Below are 24,819 nucleotides of genomic sequence, written 5' to 3' on the forward strand. Positions count from 1 at the left end.
TGCGCCACTTCAACTGGTTTTGAATGGCGGGTATCGGCGGAAATCGAAAGAGGCCGGTACCGGTCGTTTAATGCTGTCTGGTTGATCGCATCTGCCAGATGGATTTTATTATAACTCAAGGAGAACAGACGTGGCACGTATCGCTGGCGTCAACATCCCGACGAACAAGCGTGTTATCATCGCGCTTCAGTACATCCACGGGATCGGACCGAAATTTGCTCGTGAGATCGTGACGAAGGTTGGCATTGCCGACGAACGTCGCGTCAACCAGCTCACCGACGCTGAAGTGCTTCAGATTCGTGAAGCAATCGATGCCGACTACCAGGTCGAAGGTGATCTGCGTCGTGAAGTATCGATGAACATCAAGCGTTTGATGGATCTGGGCTGCTACCGCGGTCTGCGTCATCGTCGTTCGCTGCCGGTTCGCGGCCAGCGCACGCACACCAACGCACGCACCCGCAAGGGTCCGGCGAAGGCAATCGCAGGCAAGAAGAAGTAATTTCAACGGAACGTTCGTTCCGTTGGGCTTTTCCGGTGCGCCGGGGAGGTTTGATGCTGGTCCTTTCGTGAGGACCGGTGTAGCCGCTGGAATTACGGCGGTGTAGAGATCGATTGAAAGGACTAACCATGGCCAAGGAAGCCACGCGCGTTCGCCGTCGCGAGCGTAAAAACATCTCGTCGGGCGTTGCCCACGTAAATTCGACGTTCAACAACACCATGATCACCATCACGGATGCTCAGGGCAATGCGATTGCCTGGTCGTCTGCCGGTGCTCAGGGTTTCAAGGGTTCGCGTAAGTCGACCCCGTTTGCCGCACAGATCGCTGCCGAAGATTGCGCCAAGAAGGCGCAGGAACATGGCATGCGCTCCCTCGAAGTCGAGGTTTGCGGACCGGGTTCTGGCCGTGAATCCGCGCTGCGCGCCCTTCAGGCTGCCGGCTTTGTGATCACGTCGATCCGCGATGTTACGCCGATCCCGCACAACGGTTGCCGTCCGCGCAAGAAGCGCCGGGTCTAATCCTCGTTCACATGCCGTACGAACCCCGATCGAACGAGGTCCGGGGTTCCTCTGCGGTTTCTTCACTTGATCGCTACGATAGGATAGTAGCGACGATTGATAGAGGGATACCAACATGATCCAGAAGAACTGGCAGGAACTGATCAAGCCGAACAAGGTGGAATTCATCACCAACGGCTCCCGTACGCACGCAACCGTCGTTGCCGAACCGCTGGAACGCGGTTTCGGTCTGACGCTCGGCAATGCACTGCGTCGCGTGCTTCTGTCGTCGCTGCGCGGCGCCGCCGTGACCGCCGTACAGATCGATGGCGTTCTGCATGAATTCTCGTCCATTCCGGGCGTCCGCGAAGACGTGACGGATATCGTTCTGAACGTCAAGGAAATCGCCATCCGTATGGAAGGCGAAGGCCCGAAGCGCATGGTCGTCCGCAAGGAAGGCCCCGGCGCCGTGACGGCAGGCGATATTCAGACCGTTGGCGATGTCGAGATCCTCAACCCGGATCACGTCATCTGCACGCTGGACGAAGGCGCTGAAATCCGCATGGAATTCACCGTCAACACCGGCAAGGGCTATGTGCCTGCCGACCGCAACCGTGCGGAAGATGCTCCGATCGGTCTCATTCCGGTCGACAGCCTCTATTCCCCGGTGCGCAAGGTGTCGTACAAGATCGAGAACACCCGTGAAGGTCAGGTTCTCGACTACGACAAGCTGACGCTCAATATCGAGACCAATGGCTCGGTCAGCGGTGAAGATGCAGTGGCTTATGCCGCTCGTATTCTCCAGGACCAGCTGGCGATTTTCGTCAACTTCGAAGAACCGCAGAAGGAAGTGCCGCAGGAACAGGTTGCGGAACTGGCTTTCAACCCGGCTCTCCTGAAGAAGGTGGACGAGCTCGAATTGTCGGTACGTTCGGCAAACTGCCTGAAAAACGACAACATCGTCTATATCGGCGATCTGATCCAGAAGACGGAAGCCGAGATGCTGCGGACTCCGAATTTCGGCCGCAAGTCGCTCAACGAGATCAAGGAAGTTCTGGCATCGATGGGTCTCCATCTCGGTATGGAAATCCCGTCCTGGCCGCCGGAAAACATCGAAGATCTCGCAAAGCGCTACGAAGACCAATACTAGGCATTTTCGAGCCGAAAGCGCACAGCGGTTTCGCGTCGGATAATGCGTAAAACGAAATGAGACCGGTAATATCCCGGCTGGAACTAATTAAGGAGAAGGCTCATGCGCCACGGTAACGGATACCGTAAGCTGAACCGCACTGCTTCGCATCGCAAGGCGATGTTCGCCAACATGGCTGCTTCGCTGATCGAACACGAGCAGATTGTGACGACGCTTCCGAAAGCCAAGGAAATTCGTCCGATCGTCGAAAAGCTTGTCACGCTCGGCAAGCGCGGTGATCTTCATGCCCGCCGCCAGGCTATCTCGGCTATCCGCGACGTCAAGCTCGTCGCCAAGCTGTTTGACACCCTGGCTGCTCGCTATGCGACCCGCAATGGCGGCTACATCCGCATCATGAAGGCTGGCTTCCGCGCCGGCGACAACGCGCCTCTGGCTGTTGTCGAATTCGTGGAACGCGATGTCGATGCCAAGGGCAAGGCCGATCGCGCCCGCGTCGAAGCCGAACAGGCTGCCGAGGCAGACGCAGCGTAATCTGCGCCTCATACGGTTTGAGAAGGGTCGCCTCGTGCGGCCCTTTTTGTTTTCACTCCTCGCAAAGAATTGCGCCAACTTTCCGCTTTGGATCACAAAACGGCCCTTTATGCTTGGCTTGTCTCGATTACATATGACAACAAGGCTCGCGGTTTTGCTGGCAGGCACTCACGAGCAAGGCTTTTCAAGCGCGGAGTTTATGCATGAATTGGCGACATATAGGCGTATTGGGTCTTTTGCTGGCATCCATCGGGCTGGCCGTACCGCAGGCAACCGCGCAGGATAGCCCGGCAGCGGCGGGCAAGCAGATACCACTCAGCCGGGCCGATATGCAGCTTTCCTTCGCGCCGCTCGTCAAGGAGACGACGCCCGCCGTCGTGAACGTCTATGCGGCGCGCCAGGTGCAGGATCGTTCGCCATTTTCCGGCGACCCGTTCTTCGAACAATTCTTCGGACGACAGCTCCGGGAAAGCAAGCCGCGTCTTCAGCAGTCGCTCGGATCCGGCGTCATCGTGGATGGTTCGGGTATCGTCGTGACGAACAATCACGTCATCAAGGATGCCGATGAAATCAAGGTTGCATTGTCCGATGGACGCGAGTTTGAAAGCAAGTTGCTCCTGCGTGATGAAACCACGGATCTTGCAGTTCTGAAAATCGAAGCCAAGGACAGGTTTCCGGTGCTGGCTCTCGGCAATTCCGACGAGGTAGAGGTCGGAGATCTGGTGCTGGCCGTTGGCAATCCGTTCGGCGTCGGCCAGACGGTTACCAGTGGCATTGTTTCGGCGCAGTCGCGGACGCAGGTCGGCATTTCCGATTTCGATTTCTTCATCCAGACCGATGCAGCCATCAATCCGGGCAATTCCGGCGGCGCGCTGATCGACATGCGCGGAAGGCTCATCGGTATCAACACGGCGATCTATTCCCGTTCGGGCGGTTCGGTTGGCATCGGCTTTGCCATTCCGTCCAATATGGTCCGCGCGGTTGTCGAGTCGGCCCGGAAAGGTAGCACGAGTTTCGAGCGTCCCTATATAGGCGCGACCTTCCAGGGCGTGACCGCCGATCTGGCCGAAGGCCTTGGCATGAACAAACCCTATGGAGCGCTGATTACGGCAGTTGTAAAAGGCGGGCCAGCAGAAACGGCAGGGCTGAAGGTCGGCGATGTCGTTCTGTCCGTGCAGGGCGTTCGGGTCGATAATCAGGATGTCCTCGGTTACCGTCTTTCGACGGCCGGTATCGGGAACACGATTTCGGTCGAGGTCATGCGAAACGGCAAGAGCGTGACCCTGCCGGTCAAGCTTGCCAAGGCTCCAGCAGTCAAGCAGGTCGAGCCGGAGGTCATAGAAGGCGACAATCCCTTCGCCGGTGCGGCCGTGCTGGAACTCACGCCTTCGGCGGCGACCAAGCTGCGCCTGAAACGTGACATGCAAGGTGTTGCGGTCGTCGACGTCTATTCCGGTTCGCCTGCTGCCCGGCTTGGACTGCGTCCCGGCGATATCGTTCGCAGCATCAACGGCAATTCCATCCGAACTGTCGAGGATATGAAAGCGGTTCTAAACGACGGTCGCGGTCTTGCGTGGAGGCTGGAAGTGGAACGCAACGGGGCGTTGCTTCGCCAGTTCGTGCGTTAAAATCAGGCGCATGACATCGCCAGAAGTTGCATGACGCTTCGGGCCGGACTATGCCTGAAGCGGCATTCCCGTCATCGATAGAGCAAATATAATGAGCGACCTCTTTTCAGCAGCGGCAGACCCGAATGCGGATCGGAACCGGCCTCTTGCTGACCGCCTGCGCCCGAAGCAACTGTCTGACGTGACCGGCCAGGAACATCTGACCGGCCCTGAAGGCGTGCTGACGCGCATGATTGCATCCGGCTCGCTCGGTTCCATGATCTTCTGGGGACCTCCCGGCACCGGCAAGACGACCGTGGCGCGGTTACTGGCCGGCGAAACCGATCTCGCCTTCGAGCAGATTTCAGCAATCTTTTCAGGTGTCGCCGATCTCAAGAAAGTGTTTGAAGCAGCCCGTGCAAGGCGCATGTCGGGGAGACAGACACTGCTTTTCGTGGACGAGATTCACCGCTTCAACCGTGCCCAGCAGGATTCGTTCCTGCCGGTCATGGAAGATGGAACGGTTATCCTGATTGGCGCCACAACGGAAAATCCTTCTTTCGAACTCAATGCCGCTCTCCTGTCGCGGGCACGCGTCCTGACATTTCATCCGCACGACGCGGACAGCATCGCAACGCTGCTGAGACGCGCCGAGGAGCAGGAAGACTGCCCACTCCCGCTGGACGACGAGGCGAGGGCAAGCCTTGTTCGCATGGCCGATGGGGATGGGCGCGCCGCCCTGACACTGGCCGAGGAGGTCTGGCGTGCCGCTCGCGCCGATGAAGTGTTCACGGCGGAAAAGCTACAGGACGTCGTGCAGCGTCGCGCGCCTGTCTATGACAAGGGGCAGGACGGGCATTACAATCTGATTTCGGCTCTGCATAAGTCGGTACGGGGATCGGACCCCGATGCGGCGCTCTATTATCTTTCGCGAATGTTCGATGCCGGAGAAGATCCGCTCTATCTCGGGCGGCGGCTTGTGCGCATGGCGGTGGAAGATATCGGCCTTGCCGATCCGCAGGCACTGGTTGTCTGTAATGCTGCCAAGGATGCCTATGACTATCTCGGTTCACCGGAAGGCGAACTGGCGTTGGCACAGGCCTGTGTTTACCTTGCGACGGCCCCGAAGTCGAACGCTGTCTATGTGGCCTATAAAGCCTCGATGCGCGCGGCCAGGGAAAACGGTTCGCTTCTGCCGCCGAAGCATATTCTCAATGCGCCGACCAAGCTCATGAAGAATGAGGGGTATAGCGAAGGTTACGCCTACGACCACGACCAGCCCGATGCGTTTTCCGGGCAGGACTATTTTCCTGAGAGCATGGGCCGACAGACATTCTACGATCCGCCAGAACGCGGTTTTGAACGGGAAATCCGCAAACGGCTCGATTACTGGGCGCGTTTGCGGCAGGAGCGTCAGGGGCGACGCTGAGTTTTCCCCACAGTTATCCACAGTTCAGCCGCTTGCTTCACCGCAAGCGGCTTTTGCTTTCGGCTCATCACACGCGTTTGATGGGGCGTGAGCGGGTGGGCAATGGTTAGAAAGGTCTTCTTAATATTTACGCTTTATCAATTTTTGCAAAGAGACGAGGTTTTCCATGATGCGCGTTTTGTTTCTCGTCGCGCTCGTGATCCTTGGAGGCTGTGCGACCGCCCCGCGGCAGGTCAACAATGTATGCGCGGTCTTCGATCAACGCGACGGCTGGTTTAACAATTGGGAGACGGCGGCAACGCGCGTTTCGCGCGAATTCGGCGTGCCGGTTCCCGTTCTGATGGCCACGATCTACACAGAGTCCGGCTTCCGTCCCTATGCGCGCCCGCCGCGTACAAAGATTCTCTGGATCATTCCATGGAAGCGGCCTTCGAGCGCGTATGGATATTCGCAGGCTTTGAACGGGACATGGGACCGCTACAAGCGCGAGACCGGACGCTGGACCGCATCGCGATCGAGTTTTGCCGACGCGATCCACTTCATCGGCTGGTATCATTATCAAAGCTATCTGAAGAACGGCATCAATCGCGCCGATGCCTATAGTTTGTATCTCGCCTATTATTCCGGCCATGGCGGTTATGCACGCGGTGCCTGGCGCGGCAACAGGACGGCGCTCAACGGGGCGAAACGCGCCCAGGCAATGGCCAATCGCTATGCCACGCAGTTGCGTAGTTGCGGACACATCAGTTAAAAATCGAAAAAGGCCGGTTCGTGCTCTTATCCGGGGACACCATCCGGCCTTAATCGCTATTATCATGCGAGCCGAATCGCTAATTGAGGATCACCATTCCATGCTGAAGAAAATCGGTATTGCCCTTTTCGCCGCTTCATTTCTGGCAGGCTGCACCACAGACCCTTATACGGGCGAACAGAAGGTGTCGAACACCGCAGGCGGTGCTGCGATCGGCGCGGCCGTGGGCGCTCTCGGCGGCCTGATGGTTGGCGGTTCGAGCCGCGCGCAGCGCAATGCCGTACTCATCGGCGCGGGCATCGGCGCCCTTGGCGGCGGTGCAATCGGCAATTACATGGACCGTCAGGAAAACGAACTTCGCGCGCAGTTGCAGGGCACAGGCGTATCGGTTACCCGCAACGGCGACCAGATCATCCTGAACATGCCGTCGAGCATTACTTTCGACACCGATCAGGATCAGGTGAAGAGCCAGTTCTATCCGACCCTCAATTCGGTCGCTATCGTTCTGCGCAAGTTCAACCAGACGCTTGTGGACGTTTATGGCCATACCGATTCGACCGGCAGCGCCAGCTACAATCAGGGCCTGTCGCAGCGCCGCGCCTCTTCGGTTGCAAGCTATCTCGGCTCACAGGGTATCGATCCGCGCCGCTTCGCCATTATCGGCTACGGTGCAAGCCAGCCGGTGGCAACGAATGGGACCCCGGAAGGCCGGGCGCAGAACCGTCGCGTGGAAATTCAGATTTCACCGCTGCGCGCCGCAAGCTGATTTCGCACTTCTCCAGACGGATATTTTACAAGACGCAGCCCTTCGAAAGAAGGGCTGCGTTTTTCGTTATATTCGCGAATCGTCTTCCGTCCCGTCTTGCCTGAATCGCGTCGGTTTGTGGACGGTTCATTTATTTTCGTAATCGCTGATGTTAGAGAACGTTAATAGAACAAAATTGCGAAATCGTGTTTAATCAATATGTTAGCGTCATTGCCAAATAAGAACAAAAGGGATACAAATAGATCGTGGCAACGAGCCTGCCGGGCTTCTAGCGAGACAAGAGGATGGTGTAAGATGTCTCAGAATTCATTGCGACTTGTTGAGGAAAATTCAGTGGACAAGACTAAGGCTCTCGATGCGGCGTTGTCGCAGATCGAAAGGGCGTTCGGCAAAGGCTCGATCATGCGCCTGGGGAAGAATGCCCCGGTTGTCGAGATTGAAACCGTTCCGACCGGCTCACTTTCTTTGGACATCGCGCTGGGTGTCGGCGGCTTGCCCAAGGGGCGTATCGTCGAAATTTACGGACCGGAAAGCTCGGGCAAGACGACGCTCGCGCTGCACACGATTGCGGAAGCGCAGAAGAAGGGTGGTATCTGCGCGTTCGTCGATGCGGAACATGCGCTCGATCCGGTCTATGCACGCAAGCTCGGTGTCGATCTGGAAAATCTGCTAATCTCGCAGCCCGATACAGGCGAGCAGGCACTTGAAATCACCGATACGCTTGTACGGTCGGGCGCCATCGACGTCCTCGTCGTGGACTCGGTTGCCGCGCTGACGCCGCGTGCCGAAATCGAGGGTGAAATGGGCGATTCCCTGCCGGGTCTGCAGGCTCGCCTGATGAGCCAGGCGCTGCGCAAGCTCACCGCTTCCATTTCCCGCTCAAACTGCATGGTGATCTTCATCAACCAGATTCGCATGAAGATCGGTGTGATGTTCGGTTCGCCGGAAACCACCACGGGTGGTAATGCCCTCAAGTTCTACGCTTCGGTTCGTCTCGATATTCGCCGTATCGGTTCGATCAAGGAACGCGACGAGGTCGTCGGTAATCAGACACGCGTGAAGGTCGTCAAGAACAAGCTTGCTCCGCCTTTCAAGCAGGTCGAGTTCGACATCATGTATGGTGCGGGCGTTTCCAAGACCGGTGAGTTGATCGATCTGGGCGTGAAGGCCGGGGTTGTCGAAAAATCGGGTGCGTGGTTCTCCTACAATTCCCAGAGACTGGGGCAGGGGCGCGAAAATGCCAAGACATATCTCAGGGACAATCCGGAAGTCGCTCGCGAGATCGAGACGACGCTTCGCCAGAATGCCGGTCTGATTGCCGAGCAATTGCTGGACGATGGTGGTCCGGAGAGTGATGCCGCCGAGATGTAGGATCGCTTGATCGGTAATTGACCGGAGCCCCGTGCTTTGCGCGGGGCTTTGTTTTTCGGGACGGCATATTGCATCGGAGGCGATTTTTTCGCCTGTCAGGCAGAAATTGCTTTTATAGCGCAGGCTGCTTATCTGGACAGAAAAGCGAGGCATCGTTAAAAGCGGTCAACCGAAAACTCCACTTCACGTTCTAACAGTACGGGAGAGGGGCCAAGCCTCGGGCCTTCGACGTTTGTTGGCGACCTGAAAGGTGTGAAGAGACAATCGATGCGGCTTCCTCAAGGTCGCATCCATGCAGGGCAGGAAAAGCCCAAGGGTGAATTATGGCTGGCGTCAACGAGATTAGGTCCACATTCCTCGACTATTTTCGCAAGAACGGGCATGAGGTCGTTCCGTCGAGCCCGCTCGTTCCGCGCAACGATCCGACCCTCATGTTCACCAATGCGGGGATGGTGCAATTCAAGAATGTTTTCACAGGACTTGAGCACCGTTCCTACAATCGTGCCACGACCTCGCAGAAATGCGTGCGCGCGGGTGGCAAGCACAACGATCTGGACAATGTCGGCTATACCGCCCGTCATCATACATTCTTTGAAATGCTCGGCAATTTCTCGTTCGGCAACTATTTCAAGGAAGAGGCGATCAGCTTCGCCTGGAACCTGATCACCAAGGAGTTCGGTCTCCCCAAGGACAAGCTGCTCGTCACTGTCTATCATACGGACGACGACGCTGCGAATTTCTGGAAGAAGATTGCCGGCCTCCCGGACGACCGTATCATCCGCATCGCCACCAGCGACAATTTCTGGGCCATGGGCGATACCGGGCCTTGTGGTCCTTGCTCGGAAATCTTCTACGATCACGGTGACCACATCTGGGGCGGCCCCCCCGGATCGGCTGACGAAGATGGCGATCGCTTCATCGAGATCTGGAATCTCGTCTTCATGCAGTTCGAACAGGTAACGTCCGAACAGCGCATCGACCTGCCGCACCCGTCCATCGACACAGGCATGGGGCTGGAACGCGTGGCCGCGGTCCTGCAGGGTGTGCATGACAATTACGATATCGATCTTTTCAAGGCTTTGATCCGCGCTTCGGAAGAAGCGACCGGCATCAAGGCTGAGGGGGATTTCCGTGCGAGCCATCGCGTCATTGCCGATCACCTGCGCGCATCAAGCTTCCTGATTGCCGATGGCGTTCTGCCGTCGAACGAAGGTCGCGGCTATGTGCTGCGCCGCATCATGCGCCGCGCGATGCGCCACGCTCAATTGCTCGGTGCAAAAGAACCGCTGATGTGGCGCCTGTTGCCTGCGCTCATCCGTGAGATGGGGCAGGCCTATCCCGAACTGATCCGCGCCGAGGCGCTGATTTCCGAAACCTTGAAGCTTGAGGAAACCCGTTTCCGCAAGACACTGGATCGTGGGCTCGGCCTGTTGTCCGATGCGTCCGAAAAGCTTGTGGAAGGTGATCGCCTCGACGGCGAAACGGCTTTCAAGCTTTACGATACCTACGGCTTCCCGCTTGACCTGACGCAGGATGCGCTACGCCAGCGCGGCATTGCCGTCGATACGGAAGGTTTCAACGCCGCCATGGAGCGCCAGAAGGCGGAAGCACGCGCCAATTGGGCCGGCTCCGGCGAGGCGGCTACGGAGACGATCTGGTTCGGCATCAAGGATAAGGTCGGCGCGACGGAATTTTTGGGCTATGAGACCGAAAGTGCTGAAGGCGTTATCACCGCGCTCGTTCGCGACGGCGCCGAAGTGCAGTCGGTTGTCGAAGGCGATGCGGTTTCGGTAGTCGTCAACCAGACCCCATTCTATGGAGAATCCGGCGGTCAGCAAGGCGATACGGGCACGATTGCCGGTGAAGGCTTTGTCGTTACCGTCAAGGATACGCAAAAGAAGGGCGAGGGTGTTTTCGTTCATACTGGCGAAGTTACCAAAGGCACCGCCAAGACGGGCGATACGGTTGAGTTGAAGGTCGATTCCGATCGTCGTACCCGCATTCGTTCCAACCATTCGGCAACGCACCTTCTGCATGAAGCACTGCGCGAGACGCTTGGCACGCATGTCGCGCAGAAAGGCTCGCTCGTGGCGCCGGATCGCTTGCGTTTCGATTTCTCGCATCCAAAGCCGATTTCGGTCGAGGAACTGACGCAGGTCGAGAATCTCGCCAATGAGATCATCTTGCAGAATGCGCCCGTCAGCACCCGCTTGATGGCTGTGGATGATGCCATTGCTGAGGGGGCCATGGCTCTGTTCGGCGAAAAATATGGCGATGAGGTGCGCGTCGTTTCCATGGGAACGGCCAGGCACGGCGAAAAGGCCGGAAAGGCTTATTCGGTCGAGCTTTGCGGCGGCACCCATGTTCGCCAGACCGGCGATATCGGCCTGGTGCGCATCGTTTCGGAAGGCGCAGTCGCTGCCGGTGTCCGCCGCATGGAAGCGCTCACCGGGGAAGCTGCCCGCCTCTATCTGGAAGAACAGGACGAACGCCTGAAGGCAATTGCAGGTGCGCTGAAAACCACACCTGCAGAGGCGCTCGAACGCGTGAATGCCCTGCTTGACGAGCGCAAGAAGCTTGAACGCGAATTGTCGGATGCTCGCAAGAAGCTGGCGCTTGGAGGCAGTTCGCCGGATGGCGGCAGTGCGGTTGAAGCCGTCAATGGGGTCAATTTTCTCGGCAAGGTCGTGACCGGCGTTTCTCCACGCGATCTCAAGCCGCTTGCCGATGAAGGCAAGAAGCAGGTCGGCTCCGGCGTCGTGCTGTTCATCGGTGTTGGTGAGGACGACAAGGCGAGCGCCGTTGCCGCAGTGACCGACGATCTGGTCGGCCGTTTCAATGCGGTGGATCTGGTCCGGGCCGCTTCGGCCGCTCTTGGCGGCGCCGGCGGCGGTGGCCGTCCCGATATGGCCCAGGCTGGCGGTCCCGACGGCGGGAAGGCCACCGATGCGATCACTGCCGTCAAGGCATTGATTGTCTGAGCTTTTTTTACGAATTTGAAAACCGGGCTTTGCCCGGTTTTTTTATGTTTCATGTGCCGCACGACTGTCTTCGGGCGCATCGTCACGGTCATCCAGCCCATAGTCGCGTATGACATCCGCGACACGCAAACGGTAGTTTTCGAAAACGCCGCTGCGACCTTTTTCCTGCGCGATACGGTGAGACGGCAGGTTACGCCATTTGCGTACAGCATCCTCGTCGCGCCAGAAGGAGAGCGAAAGCAGCTTGCTCGGATCGGCAAGGCTCTGGAAGCGCTCTATCGAAAGGAAGCCGTCAATCCGGGAAAGGTCTTCCCGCAGGCTTGCGGCGATGTCGAGATATTGCCCGCGTCTTTCATCGTCTGCGGGCCAGACTTCGAAGATGACGGTAATCATGGTTTGACGAACTCCGTATGCGGTGCGGATTGCAGCCGAAGGAATATCCTGTCCTCCGAGCGGATAAACTGTTCCTTACGCGCGAATTCGTAATTGGCGCGGCCAAGCGGATCGGCGGCCAGCCGAGCGCGATATGCTTCGTAAGCGGCAAGGCTTTCTATCGAATAAACACCGTAGGCGGTGGTGGACGACCCTTCGTGAGGTCCAAAATAGCCGATGAGGTTTGCGCCGCAACGCGGGATGGCCTGTCCCCAGTTGCGTGCATATTCGCCGAAGGCTTCCGTCTTGAACGGGTCGATCTGATAACGGATGAAACAGGTAATCATGCGTGTCTCCTTCAATGCTCATATCCGATGGGCACAATGTAGCGATTGAAACTCGGGCATGCTTCGGTTAACATTGAAGTATGAAAGACGGTCCGATGATAGCTTCCGTTGCAGCGCTTCTCGGCGATCCCGCGCGCGCGAACATGCTGACCGCGTTGATGGATGGTCGCGCCTTGACGGTGAGCGAACTGGCTGCCGCCGCAGGCGTGACGCTGCAGACCGCCAGCGGTCATCTGGCAAAGCTCGACGCGGCCAATCTGCTCGTAGCGGAAAAACAGGGGCGGCACCGCTATTTCCGTCTTTCAGGGACGGATGTGGCGCAGGTCCTGGAGAGCCTTATGGGGCTGGCGCAGCGCACGGGCGCGGTGCGGGTACGCACGGGGCCGAAGGATCAGGCGCTGCGTAAGGCACGCATCTGCTACGACCATCTTGCAGGAGAACGCGGGGTCGAGATGCTCAATGCCTCGCATAGACTCGGTCTGATTGTCGATGGCCATGAGCCGGAGCTGACAGAAAAGGGTAAGTCGTTTTTCAATTGCCTTGGCGTGGATGTAGCCGCTCTGGAGCAGGGCAAGCGCCCGGTCTGCCGTCACTGTCTCGACTGGAGCGAACGCCGCAATCATCTGGGCGGAGCACTCGGAGCGGCGCTTTTAAGAAACTTCATTTCAAAAGGCTGGGCACGACGGGAAGAAGGGCGTGTCATAGCCTTTTCGCCTGTCGGTTCTCAGGCCTTTGCAAGAGCATTCGAATTGACGGGTCCGTTGACTACGACCTAAAGCGTGTCGCATTCAATCATACTCAGGCGACACGCTTTAAGTTTTTGTTTTTATCGCATTATCCGACGCAAAGCCGCTTCGCACTTTTGCTGGAAATGCTCCAGAATTCACCCGAAAACCAGAAGCGATTTTCGCGGAAGGTCTATGCATAAATTCAATAGGTTAGAGCGCCTTTCGTATTACTCCAAATCCTGATTGAGTTTGGATCTTAATGCTGCGTAGCGGCCGCTTCATCCAGCTCGCTGGCACGCTTCATTGCGGGCCGATCCTTGAGTCGATCCCAATAGGCCGTGAAAGGGCTTCTGGCAGGCAAGGTTCCGAAGCGCAGGCCCCAGCCAATATGCGAACCCACATAAACATCGGCGGCAGTAAAGCGATCACCGGTGATATAAGGGTGGCGTGCAACCGCCTTTTCCAGTGTGTCTACAACCGTATCGTAATTGCCGTAGCCGACCATGCCCTGTTTGTCCGTGGGGATTTCGAAGCCAAGTGCATGGTTGGAAAGAGCCGCCTCCACCGGGCCGGACGTGAAAAACAGCCAGCGGAAGAAGTCTGCGCGCTCGTCCGGGTGAGGGGCGAGGCCTGCTTCGGGGAAGGTTGTTGCCAGATAGGCGCAGATCGCGGCCACCTCCGTTACCACTGCATCGCCGTGGCGCAAGGCCGGAACCTTGCCCATGGGATTGATCATGCAATAGTCCGGCCCTTTCATCGGGGGACCGAAATCCACTATTTCTACATCGTAGGGTTTGCCGATCTCTTCCAGCATCCAGCGCGCAATGCGTCCACGCGACATCGGGTTGGTGTAGAGCTTCAACTCAGCCATTTCTTCCTCCCTGTGCGAGCAGTCAGGATGCGCTTTTTCGTATGAAAAAGAAATGAAAAAACCCGGCCGAAAAGCCGGGTTTTCTGTAGTCGAAGATGAACGTCAACCGTTCGATCAGGCAGCCATGGCCTTCTGAAGATTCTCGTCGATCTTGTCGAGGAAGCCGGTGGTCGAAAGCCAAGGCTGATCCGGACCGATGAGCAGTGCCAGATCCTTGGTCATGAAGCCGCTTTCGACGGTGTCCACGCAGACTTTTTCCAGCGTCTCGGCGAACTTCTTCAGTTCGGCATTGTCATCGAGCTTGGCACGATGTGCGAGACCACGGGTCCATGCGAAGATGGAAGCGATCGAGTTGGTCGAGGTCTCCTCGCCCTTCTGGTGCTGGCGATAATGACGGGTCACGGTGCCGTGGGCTGCTTCTGCTTCCACCGTCTTGCCGTCCGGCGTCATCAGAACCGAAGTCATCAGGCCGAGCGAGCCAAAACCCTGCGCCACGATGTCCGACTGCACGTCGCCGTCATAGTTCTTGCAGGCCCAGACGTAACCGCCAGACCACTTGAGAGCCGAAGCGACCATGTCGTCGATCAGGCGGTGTTCGTACCAGATCTTGGCTTCTTTGAACTTCTCGGCAAACTCGGCGTCGAAGACTTCCTGGAAAATGTCCTTGAAGCGGCCGTCATAGGCCTTGAGAATGGTGTTCTTGGTCGACAGGTAAACCGGATAGCCGCGCTGGAGTCCGTAATTGAGCGAAGCGCGCGCGAACTCACGGATCGATTCATCGAGATTGTACATGGCCATGGCCACACCGGCGCCCGGAGCCTGATAGACTTCGTGTTCGATGGTTTCGCCATTTTCGCCAACGAACTTGATCGTCAGCGTACCCTTGCCGGGGAAGCGGAAGTCGGTTGCGCGATACTGGTCGCCGAAAGCATGACGGCCGACGATGATCGGCTGCGTCCAGCCCGGCACGAGGCGCGGAACGTTCTTGGCGATGATCGGTTCGCGGAAGATAACGCCGCCGAGGATATTGCGGATGGTGCCGTTTGGCGACTTCCACATCTTCTTCAGCTTGAATTCTTCAACGCGAGCTTCGTCGGGCGTGATGGTTGCGCATTTCACGCCGACGCCATGTTCCTTGATGGCATTGGCTGCATCGATGGTGACCTGGTCCTCGGTCGCATCGCGGTTTTCAACCGACAGATCATAATATTTCAGATCAATGTCGAGATATGGGTGGATAAGCTTGTCCTTGATGAACTGCCAGATAATGCGGGTCATCTCGTCGCCATCGAGTTCGACGACCGGATTCGCAACCTTGATTTTTGCCATGGATGAAGCCTCTTTTTGTATGCGTCGCGCCCGTATAGCACCCACAGGAGATAAGGCAAAGCGTAAGAGGCTTATTCTTTGGCCATAGACCAAAATGAGAGTCAAAATTTCGGGAAGAGTCTACGCGGCGCGATGGGACGTATCCGTTCGGTCTGCGGATTTTTTCCATGAGGTGCGTTGCCGGCGATAGTTTTCCTGTTCGCGGCTGAGGATGCTCTCCGCGTCGAGAGACGAGATTGCGGTCGATTTGTCGCTGGGGACGAGGCCGTTCAGTTGCAGCGAGAGATAACGACCGCAACAGACCCGCAGGAAGGAAGCGAAATTGTCGAGATCGTGCCCTTCGTTGCGGGATTCGTCGTAGAGCTTTCCGATGAGACGGCTGACGGTGAGGCCATCCCGCGTGGCAATGTCCTCAAGGGTCCACCAGAAGAAATTTTCGAGCCGCACGCTGGTTACCGCGCCATCGATGCGCAGCGAGCGTGTCACGCTCTGCCAGAGTTCAGCATCGGCGCTGATGAACAGCCTGCACATGATCATTCTCCCGCTCGTCTTCCCGCACCAGTTTCGCGCAGTTTTGCCCTGCCTGCAACCTGGTGGTCGCTGGCAGGGCGCGGCGATCAGCCATGCGTGATTTTCGTGCCGAGGACGGTGAGGAACTGCGACAGCCAGGCGGGGTGTGCGGGCCATGCAGGTGAAGTGACGAGATTGCCGTCAGTCACAGCCTGATCGACCGGAATGTCGGCATATTTGCCGCCTGCAAGTTCGACTTCCGGCCTACATGCGGGATAGGCAGAACAGGTGCGCCCTTCGAGAACGCGGGCTGCGGCCAGCAATTGTGCGCCATGGCAGACGGCGGCCACGGGTTTGTCGGCCTCGAAGAAATGTTTCACCACGGCAATCACCTTGTCATCGAGGCGCAGATATTCCGGCGCCCGCCCGCCGGGAATGACAAGGGCATCGTAGCTTTCCGGCTTCACTTCGGAAAAGGTGGCGTTGAGAGTGAAATTATGGCCCGGCTTCTCACTGTAAGTCTGATGACCCTCGAAGTCGTGAATGGCGGTTGCTATCTGGTCCCCGGCCTTTTTTCCGGGGCAGACGGCGTGCACCGTATGGCCGACGGTAAGCAAGGTCTGGAACGGGACCATGGTTTCGTAGTCCTCGCCGAAGTCGCCGCAAAGCATGAGTATTTTCTTGCCGGACATGGTTTCCTCCCTGAAATCCGAAACGGTTATGGGCACAGTCTGGCATGGATGGACGGCAAAGAGGTGTTATCGGGCTACTACACAGGCTTTTGCTGGCGGACGTAAGGGGAATCTTTGCGATTTCGCACCAATTATGTCAGGGAAACGCCACGATTTTATAGCTAATGCGGAAGACATCATGGCAGGAACCGACAAACAGCGCCCCATCATCGCGGAAGGCCCGGCAATCGTGCTGGTTAATCCACAATTGCCGGAGAATATCGGCATGGTGGCGCGCGCCATGGCGAATTTTGGCTTGGCCGAACTGCGTCTGGTCAATCCGCGTGAGGAATTTCCGAGCGATAAGGCAAGGGCTGCTGCCAGCAAGGCCGATCATATCATCGACAATGCCGTTGTTTATGACGATCTGCCGTCCGCGATTGCCGATCTCAATTTCGTCTATGCGACCACAGCACGCGAGCGTGACGGCTTCAAACAGGTGCGCAGCCCTGTGGAAGCGAATAGCGAGTTACGCAGGCGTTTTCGCGCCGGTGAAAAGACCGGCATTCTGTTTGGCCGCGAGCGGTTTGGCCTCAGCAACGAGGAGGTGGGGCTTGCTGACGAACTGGTAACATTTCCGGTCAATCCGGCATTCGCTTCGCTTAACATCGCACAGGCGGTGCTGCTCATGTCCTATGAGTGGATGAAGTCGGGTATGGAGGTTGAAACCGAGACGGTTTTCCGTGGGCCGGAACTGGAAACAGCGCCGAAGCAGGAGTTGCAGGGACTGTTCAATCATCTGGAAGAAGCTCTTGATATAAGAGGTTATTTCCGTCCTGCGGCGCGCAAGGAAGTCATGGTCAACAATCTGCGCGCTGTGCTGACGCGTGCCGGATTTGCTTCGGCCGAACTGAAGCTTTTGCGCGGGGTCGTGACCTCGCTCGATGTTTTTACGCCGAAAAAACCGCGCGGTTCCGGTGCGCCGGAGGGGCGTGCGCGCAAGCCCGCATCGGAGGACAAAGCTGAATGAAAGATGCTCCCGCAGCACTTATGTCCGGCACCGCGGGCAAGGAGCGACCGATCCTCGTTTTTGATAGCGGCATCGGCGGACTGACGGTGCTGCGTGAGGCGCGGGTGCTAATGCCGGATCGTCGCTTCGTCTATATCGCTGACGATGCCGGTTTCCCCTATGGTGGATGGGAAGAGGACGCGCTGAGGACGCGTATTGTCACGCTATTTGGCGAGTTTATCGCCATGCATGATCCGGAGATAGCCATCATCGCCTGCAATACGGCTTCGACACTGGTGCTGGACGATCTACGCCGGGCTTACCCATCCGTCCCGTTTGTCGGCACTGTACCGGCAATTAAACCCGCCGCGGAACGCACATCGTCGGGCCTTGTTGCGGTGCTGGCGACGCCCGGTACTGTCAGGCGCGCCTATACGCGGGACCTGATCCAGTCTTTTGCGACGCAATGCCATGTCCGGCTCGTCGGAGCGGAGCAATTGGCGGCAATTGCCGAAGCGCATATTCGCGGCGAAGAGATCGACGAAGCGCTGGTCGTGGAGCAGATTGCTCCCTGTTTCGTAGAGAAGGACGGCAGGCGCACGGATATCGTCGTCCTCGCCTGCACGCATTATCCGTTTCTTGCCAATGTGTTTCGTCGTTTGGCGCCATGGCCGGTCGATTGGCTCGATCCGGCTGAGGCGATTGCGCGCCGTACGGTCTCGTTGCTGCCACAGCGGAAGAGCGATGGCGAACTGCATCACCACGATGATCTCGCCATCTTCACTTCGCTCCGGCCCGATTACGCTATTCGCAGGCTGATGCAGGGCTTTGGTCTGCATTTTGTATAGTTCGTTGATGTCCATCCGAAAAGGACGCGAGCTTTTGCGACTATTTCATATCTGTTTGGTATTTTTGTTCCCGTCGTCCCGATAGAGCGGAACCATTGCGGCTGGTCGCCGTTCTCCGTGTAGGTAAACGCGGAGGTCAAGTGATGGGCATTGTTGAAACCCGCATCAGTTCGCTCGGCGGTTTCAAGCTTTATCTGGTCGAATTCGTCACCGAAGGCGAAGAGAAAATCACCGTGAAGGTTGAAAACGAAACGGAGTCGGAACTGGCACGCGACGACGTCATACGTCGTGCCGCGATCAAACTGGGTGAGGCCCTGGGGATAGCGTGCACGGAGTGCGGCATCGAGCCGGACAGTCTGCTAACGCATCCGAGCGCCCGCCGGGCTGGCGATCGGGCCGAGTTGGAGCGTCAGTTGGACGAAGGGCTGGAAGATACGTTTCCGGCCAGCGATCCGGTGTCAGTGACCGGCTCGACGATTGCCGGTTTTACCGGGCCGAAGAACTGACGGGAAATCGAAGAAGCCGGTCTGTTCGTCCGGCTTCTGAGATGTCTCATGAAATGAGTCCTGTTTCTCTTGTATCTATTTGATGTAATTAGATATTGCGGCGCTTGCCTTCCATAAGGTCAAGGACTGCCCGTGCGCAATCGAGCACATTGGTGCCGGGGCCGAAGACGGCGGCGACGCCATGGTCGAACAGATACTGATAGTCTTGACGCGGCACGACGCCGCCGCAGACGACGATGACGTTCTCCGCACCCTTTGCCTTTAGCGTTTCGACAAGTTGCGGCAGAAGTGTCTTGTGTCCCGCAGCCAGCGAAGAGACGCCCAGTACATGCACCTTGGCCTTGATTGCCATGTCGGCGGCCTCATCCGGTGTCTGGAACAACGGACCGGCAAGCACTTCGAAGCCGATATCGCCGAAAGCGGAAGCGATGATTTTCGCACCGCGGTCGTGGCCATCCTGGCCGAGCTTTGCGACCATCACGCGTGGCGTTTCTCCGGTCTGTCTTGAAAATCCTGCCAGACGGTCGACGAGTGTCCGGTATTCCGGCTCGTCCTTATAGGCCGCGCCGTAGACCTTTTTCACGACCTTCGGTTCGGCTGCATGATCGCCGAAGATATTTCGCAGCGCATCGGAAATTTCTCCGACTGTAGCGCGCGCGCGGGAAGCCTCGACGGCAGCGGCCAGAATATTGCCTTCTCCCGTTTTCGCGACCTTTTCCAGTTCTGCAAGAGTTGCCTGGACTTTGGCGTTGTTGCGCGTTTCCTTGATGCGATTGAGACGGGCAATCTGCGAGTTTCGCACAGCGGTATTATCGATTTCGAGAATGTCGATCTCGTCTTCCTGTTCCAGCCGGAACTTGTTGACGCCGACGATGACTTCTTCGCCCTTATCTATGGCAGCCTGCCGCTTCGTGGCCGCTTCCTCGATGAGGCGCTTGGGCAATCCGCTTTCGACGGCCTTGGTCATGCCGCCGAGGCCTTCCACTTCCTCGATCAGCGCCCAGGCCTTTTCGGCCAGTTCATTGGTCAGGCTTTCGATGTAATAGGAACCGGCCAGTGGATCCACCACCTTGGTGACACCCGTTTCGTTCTGGAGAATAAGCTGGGTGTTACGGGCGATGCGGGCAGAGAATTCCGTTGGCAAAGCAATGGCTTCGTCGAAAGAGTTGGTATGAAGCGACTGTGTTCCGCCAAGCGCTGCCGACATAGCCTCGAACGCGGTGCGGACAATGTTGTTATAGGGGTCCTGTTCCTGCAACGATACGCCCGATGTCTGGCAATGGGTGCGCAGCATCAGCGATCCCGGCTTCTTCGGATCGAATTCCTTCATGATACGCGACCACAGCAGGCGCGCAGCGCGCAGCTTGGCGATTTCCATGAAGAAATTCATGCCGATGGCGAAGAAGAACGATAGACGCCCCGCAAAATCATCGACATTGAGGCCCTTTTGCAGGGCCGCGCGCACATATTCGCGCCCATCGGCCAGCGTGAAGGCCAGTTCCTGCACCAGCGTCGCGCCTGCTTCCTGCATGTGATAGCCGGAAATCGAGATGGAGTTGAATTTCGGCATTTCCGTCGCCGTATAGGCGATGATGTCCGCAATGATCCGCATGGAAGGTTCCGGCGGATAGATATAGGTGTTGCGAACCATGAACTCCTTTAAAATGTCGTTCTGGATCGTGCCGGAAAGCAATTCGCGCGAAACGCCCTGTTCTTCGCCGGCGACGATGAAATTGGCGAGGATCGGGATCACCGCGCCGTTCATGGTCATGGAGACGGAGACTTTTTCCAGCGGAATGCCGTCGAAGAGGATTTTCATGTCTTCGACGGAGTCGATTGCTACGCCTGCCTTGCCGACATCGCCCACCACGCGCGGATGGTCGCTGTCATAGCCGCGATGTGTGGCCAGATCGAAGGCGACCGACACACCCTGCTGACCGGCAGCAAGCGCCTTGCGATAGAAGGCATTAGATTCCTCTGCCGTCGAGAAACCGGCATATTGGCGGATGGTCCAGGGGCGTCCCGCATACATGGTTGCACGTGGGCCGCGCAGGAACGGCTCGAATCCGGGTAGCGTGTCCAGATGGCCGATGCCTGCTACGTCTTCCGCCGTGTAAAGCGGCTTGACGTCGATGCCTTCCGGCGTGTGCCAGGTGAGGCTGCCGGTCGGGCGCTTCAGTTCCTTTTCTGCCAACGCCTCCCAGTCTGCACGGGTTTTCTGCGTCATCGGCTATTCTCCATATGATTGGCTCCATCCTCGTCCTTCGAGACGCCATCTTCGATGGCTCCTCAGGATGAGGATGGGAGGACATCACACCCTCACCCTGAGGAGGCGCGAAGCGCCGTCTCGAAGGGCGAGGGCGAAGGATTACTCGAATTCCATGATCAGTTCATCGACCGCGAGGCTTGCTCCTGCTTCGACGGCGATGCGCTGGACAGTGGCGCGGCGCTCGGCGCGCAGCACGTTTTCCATCTTCATGGCTTCGACTGTGGCGAGCGGCTGACCGGCTTCCACAGTAGCGCCTTCCTCGACCAGAATCGAGGTGATGACGCCCGGCATCGGGCAGAGCAGCATCTTCGACGTATCGGGCGGCAGTTTGACGGGCATGAGTTTCGCCAGTTCCGCCACATGCGGTCGACGCACATGAGCAGTCACATCCATGCCGCGCCAGCGCAGGCGCCAGCCGCTGCCGGAGCGTGAAACCTTGACGGCGATCGGCTTGCCGCTGACGGTGAAGGAACCAAGATGGCTGCCCGGATGCCAGTCGCTTGCAATCGGCAGGCTGCCTCCATCGGCAAAGTTAACCGTCGTGCCGCCTTCACCTTCGCCGACCCGCACCGGCAGAGCATAGCCGCCGAGCGTTACCACCCAGTCGGTGGCCGCGGACTGTTCCTGTTTGGACAGCCTGCCGGAAATCTGGGCATTGCGTTTGGCGACGACGATATTGATCTGTGTGGCAACCGCTGTCAGCACCCGCGCATCGTCTTCGCTGACCGTGACGCCTGAGAAGCCATCGGGATATTCTTCCGCGATAAAGGCTGTCGTCAGCGCGCCTTCACGGAAGCGCGGGTGATCCATGACGGCGGAAAGGAAAGGCAGGTTGTGGCCGATGCCTTCCACCTCGAAAGCGTCGAGCGCATTGCCCATGGCATCGACGGCTGCCTTGCGATCCGGGCCCCATGAGCAGAGCTTGGCGATCATCGGGTCGTAATACATCGAGATTTCGCCACCCTCGAACACACCGGTGTCGTTGCGGATCACCGTGCCGTCGCCGTTGCGGCCTTCAACCGGCGGGCGATAGCGCGTCAGCCTGCCAATGGAGGGCAGGAAGTTGCGATAGGGATCTTCCGCATAGAGACGGCTTTCCATCGCCCAGCCGTTGAGTTTTACATCGGCCTGTGTGAAACGCAGTTTTTCACCTGCGGCGACGCGGATCATTTCTTCCACAAGGTCGATGCCGGTGATGAGTTCCGTTACCGGATGCTCCACCTGCAAGCGGGTGTTCATTTCGAGGAAGTAGAAATTGCGATCGCCATCGACGATGAATTCCACCGTGCCGGCGGAGTAATAGCCGACGGCCTTGGCCAGCGCCACGGCCTGTTCGCCCATGGCTTTACGCGTTGCTTCGTCAAGGAAGGGCGAGGGCGCTTCCTCGATGACCTTCTGGTTGCGGCGCTGGATCGAGCATTCGCGTTCGCCCAGATAGATCACGTTGCCTTGGCTGTCGCCCAGAACCTGAATTTCGATATGGCGCGGCTGGGTGACAAATTTTTCGATGAAAATGCGGTCGTCGCCGAAGGAGGATTTTGCCTCATTGCGCGATAGCTGAAAGCCTTCGCGGGCCTCCGCATCGTTCCACGCGATGCGCATACCCTTGCCGCCGCCGCCAGCCGATGCCTTGATCATCACCGGATAGCCGATGGAACCGGCAATGTTGACCGCTTCTTCGGCATCTTCGATCAGCCCCATATGACCGGGAACCGTGGAAACGCCTGCTTCCGCTGCCAGCTTCTTGGAGGTGATCTTGTCGCCCATGGCGTCGATGGCATTTACCGGCGGGCCGATAAAGGTGACATTGGCGGCTTTCAGAGCTTCGGCAAAGCGCGGATTTTCCGACAGGAAGCCATAGCCCGGATGCACGGCATCCGCGCCCGTTTCCTTGATGGCAGCGAGGATCTTGTCAATGACGATATAGGACTGGTTCGACGGTGCCGGGCCGATATGCACGGTCTCGTCGGCCATCTTGACGTGCAATGCGTTGCGGTCTGCGTCGGAATAGACGGCGACCGTGGCGATGCCCATTTTCTTTGCCGTCTTGATGACCCGGCACGCGATTTCGCCGCGATTGGCAATGAGGATTTTCTTGATCATTTTTATCGTACCCGTAGCAATCTCACAGCGGAATGGTGTCGTGCTTTTTCCATGGCGCGCTCTGCTGCTTGTTGCGCAGTGCGGCGAAGGCGCGAGCAATGCGGCGACGCGAGGAATGCGGCATGATGACTTCATCGATGAAGCCGCGTTCCGCCGCCACGAACGGATTGGCAAAGCGCTCTTCATATTCCTTTGTGCGGGTGGCGATCTTTTCCTTGTCGCCAAGTTCCGAGCGATAGAGGATTTCGGTGGCGCCCTTGGCGCCCATGACCGCGATTTCGGCGGTCGGCCACGCATAGTTGATGTCGGCGCCGATATGTTTGGACGCCATCACGTCATAAGCACCGCCATAGGCCTTGCGCGTGATGAGGGTCACCATCGGAACGGTCGCCTGGCTATAGGCAAACAACAATTTCGCGCCGTGCTTGATCACGCCGCCATATTCCTGTGCCGTGCCCGGCAGGAAACCCGGAACGTCGACCAGTGTCAGGATCGGAATGTTGAAGGCGTCGCAAAAACGCACGAAGCGCGCAGCCTTGCGTGAAGCATCAATATCAAGACATCCGGCCAGCACTATCGGCTGGTTGGCGACCACGCCGATGGTCTGGCCGTCCATGCGGATGAAGCCAGTGACGATATTCTTGGCGAAAGCCTCCTGAATTTCGAAGAAATCGCCTTCATCTGCAAGCGCGAGGATCAATTCCTTCATGTCATAGGGCTTGGTGGCGCTATCGGGGATCAGCGTGTCAAGCCGCATTTCGAGGCGGGTCGGGTCATCGAAGACAGGCCGTACGGGCGGCTTCTCCCGATTATTGAGCGGCAGGAAGTCGAACAGGATGCGCACCTGTTCCAGCGTCTCGATGTCATTCTCGTAGGCACCGTCGGCAACTGACGATTTTCTGGTGTGGGTAGAAGCTCCGCCAAGCTCTTCCGCCGTAACGATCTCGTTGGTGACGGTTTTCACGACATCGGGGCCGGTGACGAACATGTAGGAACTGTCGCGGACCATGAAGATGAAGTCTGTCATGGCCGGGGAATAGACCGCGCCGCCGGCGCAGGGCCCCATGATGACGGAAATCTGCGGCACGACGCCAGAGGCGTCGACGTTGCGCTTGAACACATCCGCATAACCGGCAAGCGAGGCCACGCCTTCTTGAATGCGTGCGCCGCCGGAATCATTGAGCCCGATAACCGGCGCCCCGTTCTTCACGGCCATGTCCATGATCTTGCAGATTTTCTGTGCATGGGTCTCGGACAGCGAACCGCCCAGAACGGTGAAATCCTGGCTGAACACATAGACCTGACGGCCATTGATAGTGCCCCAGCCCGTCACTACACCGTCACCGGCTACTTTCTGCTTTTCCATGCCGAAATCGGTGCAGCGATGGGTGATATACATATCGAACTCTTCGAACGATCCCTCGTCGAGAAGCACTTCGATTCTTTCGCGGGCGGTGAGCTTGCCTTTGCCGTGCTGCGCATCGATGCGCTTCTGGCCGCCGCCGAGACGGGCCTCCGCGCGACGTGCTTCAAGCTGTTCGATAAGTTCCTGCATTCGCTATGACCTTGGAAAGCTATGAAATTGCGAGATATTGTCTGAATGCTTAGAGCCAGTATGCCGCATTCTGAAAGCTTGAAAAGGTGCGGTTGTGTAATTTATAAATTTGCAAATCG

Annotated in this window: 23 protein-coding genes; 14 read left to right on the forward strand and 9 right to left on the reverse strand. The window is 57.8% G+C overall.

Annotation, left to right across the window (positions count from 1 at the left end; all coding sequences use genetic code 11):
* The first annotated feature begins 130 nt into the window (after positions 1 to 130).
* From rpsM to alaS, 10 genes are all read left to right on the forward strand, one after another.
* Positions 131 to 499, forward strand: coding sequence for a 30S ribosomal protein S13 (gene rpsM / locus FHS76_RS07925; protein ID WP_183650438.1), 369 nt, complete (start codon positions 131 to 133; stop codon positions 497 to 499).
* Between the two features lie 128 nt (positions 500 to 627).
* A complete protein-coding gene (gene rpsK, locus FHS76_RS07930; protein ID WP_002964339.1) occupies positions 628 to 1,017 on the forward strand; it encodes a 30S ribosomal protein S11 in 390 nt (129 codons plus the stop codon).
* 115 nt (positions 1,018 to 1,132) lie between these two features.
* Positions 1,133 to 2,146: a DNA-directed RNA polymerase subunit alpha gene (locus FHS76_RS07935; RefSeq protein WP_183650440.1), complete on the forward strand. Its 1,014-nt coding sequence runs from the start codon at positions 1,133 to 1,135 to the stop codon at positions 2,144 to 2,146.
* Between the two features lie 102 nt (positions 2,147 to 2,248).
* Positions 2,249 to 2,677 (forward strand): 50S ribosomal protein L17, encoded by a 429-nt coding sequence (gene rplQ, locus FHS76_RS07940; RefSeq protein WP_006467000.1) that lies wholly within the window; start codon positions 2,249 to 2,251, stop codon positions 2,675 to 2,677.
* 203 nt (positions 2,678 to 2,880) lie between these two features.
* A complete protein-coding gene (locus FHS76_RS07945) occupies positions 2,881 to 4,305 on the forward strand; it encodes a DegQ family serine endoprotease (RefSeq protein ID WP_183650442.1) in 1,425 nt (474 codons plus the stop codon).
* 91 nt (positions 4,306 to 4,396) lie between these two features.
* On the forward strand, positions 4,397 to 5,713 hold the full coding sequence (locus tag FHS76_RS07950; protein WP_183650444.1) for a replication-associated recombination protein A: 1,317 nt from the start codon (positions 4,397 to 4,399) through the stop codon (positions 5,711 to 5,713).
* 166 nt (positions 5,714 to 5,879) lie between these two features.
* Entirely contained in the window at positions 5,880 to 6,464 is a 585-nt protein-coding gene (locus tag FHS76_RS07955; protein WP_183650446.1) for a transglycosylase SLT domain-containing protein, read from the forward strand.
* Between the two features lie 100 nt (positions 6,465 to 6,564).
* A complete protein-coding gene (locus tag FHS76_RS07960) occupies positions 6,565 to 7,230 on the forward strand; it encodes an OmpA family protein (RefSeq protein ID WP_183650448.1) in 666 nt (221 codons plus the stop codon).
* Positions 7,231 to 7,524: 294 nt separating this feature from the next.
* Positions 7,525 to 8,601, forward strand: a complete 1,077-nt coding sequence (gene recA, locus FHS76_RS07965; RefSeq protein WP_183650450.1) for a recombinase RecA — start codon at positions 7,525 to 7,527, stop codon at positions 8,599 to 8,601.
* A gap of 323 nt (positions 8,602 to 8,924) precedes the next feature.
* Positions 8,925 to 11,582: an alanine--tRNA ligase gene (gene alaS / locus FHS76_RS07970; protein WP_183650452.1), complete on the forward strand. Its 2,658-nt coding sequence runs from the start codon at positions 8,925 to 8,927 to the stop codon at positions 11,580 to 11,582.
* Positions 11,583 to 11,624: 42 nt separating this feature from the next.
* Here the strand turns inward: alaS and FHS76_RS07975 are convergent, their stop codons facing one another.
* Positions 11,625 to 11,975 carry an antibiotic biosynthesis monooxygenase family protein gene (locus FHS76_RS07975; RefSeq protein ID WP_183650455.1) on the reverse strand — a complete coding sequence of 117 codons (351 nt, stop codon included), beginning with the start codon at positions 11,973 to 11,975 and terminating at the stop codon, positions 11,625 to 11,627.
* Positions 11,972 to 12,301: an NIPSNAP family protein gene (locus FHS76_RS07980; protein ID WP_183650458.1), complete on the reverse strand. Its 330-nt coding sequence runs from the start codon at positions 12,299 to 12,301 to the stop codon at positions 11,972 to 11,974. The genes FHS76_RS07975 and FHS76_RS07980 overlap by 4 nt, the downstream gene beginning before the upstream one ends.
* Positions 12,302 to 12,381: 80 nt before the next feature.
* On the opposite strand from FHS76_RS07980, the gene FHS76_RS07985 reads away from it, so the two are divergent.
* The gene (locus FHS76_RS07985) at positions 12,382 to 13,077 is read left to right on the forward strand and encodes an ArsR/SmtB family transcription factor (protein WP_183650462.1); all 696 of its coding nucleotides are present in this window, start codon (positions 12,382 to 12,384) and stop codon (positions 13,075 to 13,077) included.
* Positions 13,078 to 13,285: 208 nt separating this feature from the next.
* Here FHS76_RS07985 and FHS76_RS07990 read toward each other — a convergent pair whose 3' ends face one another.
* From FHS76_RS07990 to FHS76_RS08005, 4 genes are all read right to left on the reverse strand, one after another.
* A complete protein-coding gene (locus FHS76_RS07990; protein ID WP_183650465.1) occupies positions 13,286 to 13,900 on the reverse strand; it encodes a glutathione S-transferase family protein in 615 nt (204 codons plus the stop codon).
* A gap of 114 nt (positions 13,901 to 14,014) precedes the next feature.
* Positions 14,015 to 15,229: an NADP-dependent isocitrate dehydrogenase gene (locus tag FHS76_RS07995; RefSeq protein WP_183650468.1), complete on the reverse strand. Its 1,215-nt coding sequence runs from the start codon at positions 15,227 to 15,229 to the stop codon at positions 14,015 to 14,017.
* A gap of 120 nt (positions 15,230 to 15,349) precedes the next feature.
* Positions 15,350 to 15,760 (reverse strand): ribbon-helix-helix domain-containing protein, encoded by a 411-nt coding sequence (locus FHS76_RS08000; RefSeq protein ID WP_183650471.1) that lies wholly within the window; start codon positions 15,758 to 15,760, stop codon positions 15,350 to 15,352.
* 86 nt (positions 15,761 to 15,846) lie between these two features.
* On the reverse strand, positions 15,847 to 16,431 hold the full coding sequence (locus tag FHS76_RS08005) for a DJ-1/PfpI family protein (protein WP_183650474.1): 585 nt from the start codon (positions 16,429 to 16,431) through the stop codon (positions 15,847 to 15,849).
* 178 nt (positions 16,432 to 16,609) lie between these two features.
* On the opposite strand from FHS76_RS08005, the gene FHS76_RS08010 reads away from it, so the two are divergent.
* The 3 genes from FHS76_RS08010 (at position 16,610) to FHS76_RS08020 (ending at position 18,773) form a co-directional block, all read left to right on the forward strand.
* Positions 16,610 to 17,440, forward strand: a complete 831-nt coding sequence (locus tag FHS76_RS08010; protein ID WP_183650477.1) for an RNA methyltransferase — start codon at positions 16,610 to 16,612, stop codon at positions 17,438 to 17,440.
* A complete protein-coding gene (gene murI / locus FHS76_RS08015) occupies positions 17,437 to 18,267 on the forward strand; it encodes a glutamate racemase (RefSeq protein ID WP_183650480.1) in 831 nt (276 codons plus the stop codon). The genes FHS76_RS08010 and murI overlap by 4 nt, the downstream gene beginning before the upstream one ends.
* 143 nt (positions 18,268 to 18,410) lie before the next feature.
* On the forward strand, positions 18,411 to 18,773 hold the full coding sequence (locus FHS76_RS08020; RefSeq protein ID WP_183650482.1) for a hypothetical protein: 363 nt from the start codon (positions 18,411 to 18,413) through the stop codon (positions 18,771 to 18,773).
* An 88-nt stretch (positions 18,774 to 18,861) separates the two neighbouring features.
* On the opposite strand, the gene scpA is transcribed toward FHS76_RS08020, so the two are convergent.
* From scpA to FHS76_RS08035, 3 genes are all read right to left on the reverse strand, one after another.
* Positions 18,862 to 21,000 (reverse strand): methylmalonyl-CoA mutase, encoded by a 2,139-nt coding sequence (gene scpA / locus FHS76_RS08025; RefSeq protein ID WP_183650484.1) that lies wholly within the window; start codon positions 20,998 to 21,000, stop codon positions 18,862 to 18,864.
* A gap of 141 nt (positions 21,001 to 21,141) precedes the next feature.
* Positions 21,142 to 23,145, reverse strand: coding sequence for an acetyl-CoA carboxylase biotin carboxylase subunit (locus FHS76_RS08030; protein ID WP_183650485.1), 2,004 nt, complete (start codon positions 23,143 to 23,145; stop codon positions 21,142 to 21,144).
* Between the two features lie 22 nt (positions 23,146 to 23,167).
* Complete coding sequence (locus tag FHS76_RS08035) at positions 23,168 to 24,700, reverse strand: acyl-CoA carboxylase subunit beta (protein ID WP_183650488.1); 1,533 nt, start codon at positions 24,698 to 24,700, stop codon at positions 23,168 to 23,170.
* Between the last annotated feature and the right edge of the window lie 119 nt (positions 24,701 to 24,819).

It is taken from the genome of Brucella daejeonensis (assembly GCF_014199265.1).
Taxonomy (GTDB): domain Bacteria; phylum Pseudomonadota; class Alphaproteobacteria; order Rhizobiales; family Rhizobiaceae; genus Brucella; species Brucella daejeonensis.

What these genes read in the sequence shown, in the direction of transcription:
- rpsK (WP_002964339.1), top strand. Translation starts at nt 628, where the DNA reads ATGGCCAAGGAAGCCACGCGCGTTCGCCGTCGCGAGCGTAAAAACATC.
- FHS76_RS07935 (WP_183650440.1), top strand. Translation starts at nt 1,133, where the DNA reads ATGATCCAGAAGAACTGGCAGGAACTGATCAAGCCGAACAAGGTGGAA.
- rplQ (WP_006467000.1), top strand. Translation starts at nt 2,249, where the DNA reads ATGCGCCACGGTAACGGATACCGTAAGCTGAACCGCACTGCTTCGCAT.
- FHS76_RS07945 (WP_183650442.1), top strand. Translation starts at nt 2,881, where the DNA reads ATGAATTGGCGACATATAGGCGTATTGGGTCTTTTGCTGGCATCCATC.
- FHS76_RS07950 (WP_183650444.1), top strand. Translation starts at nt 4,397, where the DNA reads ATGAGCGACCTCTTTTCAGCAGCGGCAGACCCGAATGCGGATCGGAAC.
- FHS76_RS07955 (WP_183650446.1), top strand. Translation starts at nt 5,880, where the DNA reads ATGATGCGCGTTTTGTTTCTCGTCGCGCTCGTGATCCTTGGAGGCTGT.
- FHS76_RS07960 (WP_183650448.1), top strand. Translation starts at nt 6,565, where the DNA reads ATGCTGAAGAAAATCGGTATTGCCCTTTTCGCCGCTTCATTTCTGGCA.
- recA (WP_183650450.1), top strand. Translation starts at nt 7,525, where the DNA reads ATGTCTCAGAATTCATTGCGACTTGTTGAGGAAAATTCAGTGGACAAG.
- alaS (WP_183650452.1), top strand. Translation starts at nt 8,925, where the DNA reads ATGGCTGGCGTCAACGAGATTAGGTCCACATTCCTCGACTATTTTCGC.
- FHS76_RS07975 (WP_183650455.1), bottom strand. Translation starts at nt 11,975, where the DNA reads ATGATTACCGTCATCTTCGAAGTCTGGCCCGCAGACGATGAAAGACGC.
- FHS76_RS07980 (WP_183650458.1), bottom strand. Translation starts at nt 12,301, where the DNA reads ATGATTACCTGTTTCATCCGTTATCAGATCGACCCGTTCAAGACGGAA.
- FHS76_RS07985 (WP_183650462.1), top strand. Translation starts at nt 12,382, where the DNA reads ATGAAAGACGGTCCGATGATAGCTTCCGTTGCAGCGCTTCTCGGCGAT.
- FHS76_RS07990 (WP_183650465.1), bottom strand. Translation starts at nt 13,900, where the DNA reads ATGGCTGAGTTGAAGCTCTACACCAACCCGATGTCGCGTGGACGCATT.
- FHS76_RS07995 (WP_183650468.1), bottom strand. Translation starts at nt 15,229, where the DNA reads ATGGCAAAAATCAAGGTTGCGAATCCGGTCGTCGAACTCGATGGCGAC.
- FHS76_RS08000 (WP_183650471.1), bottom strand. Translation starts at nt 15,760, where the DNA reads ATGTGCAGGCTGTTCATCAGCGCCGATGCTGAACTCTGGCAGAGCGTG.
- FHS76_RS08005 (WP_183650474.1), bottom strand. Translation starts at nt 16,431, where the DNA reads ATGTCCGGCAAGAAAATACTCATGCTTTGCGGCGACTTCGGCGAGGAC.
- FHS76_RS08010 (WP_183650477.1), top strand. Translation starts at nt 16,610, where the DNA reads ATGGCAGGAACCGACAAACAGCGCCCCATCATCGCGGAAGGCCCGGCA.
- murI (WP_183650480.1), top strand. Translation starts at nt 17,437, where the DNA reads ATGAAAGATGCTCCCGCAGCACTTATGTCCGGCACCGCGGGCAAGGAG.
- FHS76_RS08020 (WP_183650482.1), top strand. Translation starts at nt 18,411, where the DNA reads ATGGGCATTGTTGAAACCCGCATCAGTTCGCTCGGCGGTTTCAAGCTT.
- scpA (WP_183650484.1), bottom strand. Translation starts at nt 21,000, where the DNA reads ATGACGCAGAAAACCCGTGCAGACTGGGAGGCGTTGGCAGAAAAGGAA.
- FHS76_RS08030 (WP_183650485.1), bottom strand. Translation starts at nt 23,145, where the DNA reads ATGATCAAGAAAATCCTCATTGCCAATCGCGGCGAAATCGCGTGCCGG.
- FHS76_RS08035 (WP_183650488.1), bottom strand. Translation starts at nt 24,700, where the DNA reads ATGCAGGAACTTATCGAACAGCTTGAAGCACGTCGCGCGGAGGCCCGT.